Annotated in this window: 3 protein-coding genes; 1 reads left to right on the top strand and 2 read right to left on the bottom strand. The window is 55.3% G+C overall.

From position 1 onward, the window contains the following. Positions 1–552, bottom strand: a 552-nt coding sequence (locus SCM96_15890) for a hypothetical protein (protein MDW7762101.1), incomplete at its 3' end; no start/stop codon positions are given. Between the two features lie 260 nt (positions 553–812). Here SCM96_15890 and SCM96_15885 point away from each other — a divergent pair. Next, the gene (locus SCM96_15885; GenBank protein ID MDW7762100.1) at positions 813–1142 is read left to right on the top strand and encodes a toxin-antitoxin system HicB family antitoxin; all 330 of its coding nucleotides are present in this window, start codon (positions 813–815) and stop codon (positions 1140–1142) included. Between the two features lie 21 nt (positions 1143–1163). Here the strand turns inward: SCM96_15885 and SCM96_15880 are convergent. Further along, a partial coding sequence (locus SCM96_15880; GenBank protein MDW7762099.1) for an HNH endonuclease occupies positions 1164–2211 on the bottom strand: 1048 nt, incomplete at its 5' end.

The following is a 2211-nucleotide window of genomic DNA, read 5'->3' as shown; positions in this document are numbered from 1 at the left end:
CAGGTTCAGCCCATCCGTCAAACTCATCTGTGCACATAGAGACCACTGGAGATAAGTTTCATCGATCCTCTTTTTCTTGGGCTTTCCGGGGACGTGCCCTGCTTTCCGGCCGGCCCAGTTCTGGAGATCCTTGCTCACAACAATGACATGGGGAACAAGAGCGCTCAAAAACCGGAATTTCCTCAGAAAAACATCGTTGAAGCGGTCGCCGAGAAGATAGAGACACGGCATGGGGCGGGAATAGTGAGGCCCCAGGCTCCGGTGCAGGAGCAGCATCGGATAGAGGATCTTCCTCAGGAACGGAGTTCCGACATTTTCCGTCGATAGATCCTGCCTGGCGCCGGGAAATCCGACGACAAGGCCCTCCCAGCTCCTGTTTCCCCGGCAAACTCCGAATTTCAGGTTTGACCGGTACCGCGCCTTATGAAGAATTTCTGCCGGCAGCTCCTCGACCTTCATGCCCCTGGATTCGATAAAAGCAATGAGTTCGTCGACGGCCGATCCGCTTAGAGTCTTGTTTCCAAGCGCCCGCGCATACGTTTCTTTTTGCATCGTTCCAACCCCCATTTTTCGGTTTCATTCGTTTATCAGCATTCCGCTGGATAACTCCCTATCACCAAAGCCGAGTCTATCCGGCGCTTGAAAGCGATGTCAAGCTCTCCTTCCTTTGCCTCCACCCCGCGTGAGACTCGAGCGCTTCCGGGCGCGTCATCAGTCATGGACTCTTAACATGGATTCAGCCGCGAAATCTCTTGACTTTATAATACTATTTTAGTACTATCCAAATGCCAACAAATCGAGGAAACACGGCAATGAAAGAAAGTGACAAGTTCCTGAAGATCGTCGAGTGGTCGGACGAAGACCGGTGCTATATCGGGTCGGTCCCCGGCTGGATCGGCCCCTGCTGCCATGGAGACAACGAGGCGGAAGTCTTCAAGGAGCTCTGCGACATCGTCGACGAATGGATCGAAATCTATAAGAAAGACGGTCGGCCCCTGCCCCCTCCCACATCAAAAAATTATTCCGGCAAATTCGTTCTCCGGACCGGCCCCGACCTTCACCAGGCTTTGTCGGTCCGGGCTATGATCGAAGGCGAAAGTCTGAACACCTTCGTCGTCAAAGCCCTCAAGAAAGGCTTGTGAACGGCTCCCCGCCGTCCGGCTCTACACAGCCCTGAATACCTGACGTCTGTGCCAACTGATCGCCTCTTCATGCGGCCGACAAATCGCATGAGCAGGCGGGACAAGCGATTCCCCGTCGTATTCCTCGAGGTCGAATCTCCGAATCTCGGCCGTCCGCACGGCCGGGCTGACTTTCACCGTCTCGGCATCCGTCACCGCAAAAAGACCTTCGTCGAAAGCCCAATGGTGCCGCCGGCATAGGCTCAATCCGTTTCGTGGGTCATCGGGTCCTGATGCTTTTACGGAAATGATGTGAGCCGCCGTGGCCTCGAGAAGATCCGGCTTCCCGGCCTCCCTCAGGAGGAATTTTGCCTGGCAAACGGCGCATTGCCCGCGGTATTCATCGAGGACGACTTTTCGAAAGACCCTCTCACGGACTTCCTGATTCTGAACATACGATTCGCGAATCTGTCCCGCTTGAAAAGGCAGGATCAACCGGCTCCTGATGTCCAGGAGAACCGCGGATTCCAGATCGCTGTATCGGCGAACCTGTTCACCGACCAGAGCGCTCGCTCCTCTCATGGCGAATCTTCGGCTTGCCGGATTAAAAGATTCAATCACGGCAGGCCCCAGAAGCTTGTAATGCGCGCCCGGCAGAATTCCTCGCCCGACACGGGCGATGACCAGGACCGGCACATTATCCTGCATGCAGGCAAACAGGCTCTTGTTCGGTTCTTTATCGAGCGGGACATTCTTCGCCGAATATAATAGGGTCCATGTTCCGTCGGCCTGGGGGACAATCTCGTCCGGATAAACTTCCCGTTCCTTCTCAATCGCCGACTGGCTGAATATGGAAAACGCATAGCGATCCCCCGCCGGCTTATATATCCCCTCGATCAGGTTGTGGATTCTCGGGATGCCGGCTTGGGGAAAATGTTCGGCCGTATTTTTGATAAACTCTGCCGACCTCTCAACACCGGTAAAACGCGAGAGTTCCAGAATGGCCTTGATGCGTGCATATTCCGATGATCTCGGCCAGGTGTTCCGAGGGAAGCCGGCCAGGCATCGGAGCGAAGCGACGGCGGGCATC

It is taken from the genome of Acidobacteriota bacterium (genome assembly GCA_033549365.1).
Taxonomy (GTDB): domain Bacteria; phylum Acidobacteriota; class Aminicenantia; order Aminicenantales; family Saccharicenantaceae; genus JAWSUF01.
Note: the sequence above shows the minus strand (reverse complement) of the source record. Positions and strands in the feature narration are given on the sequence as shown.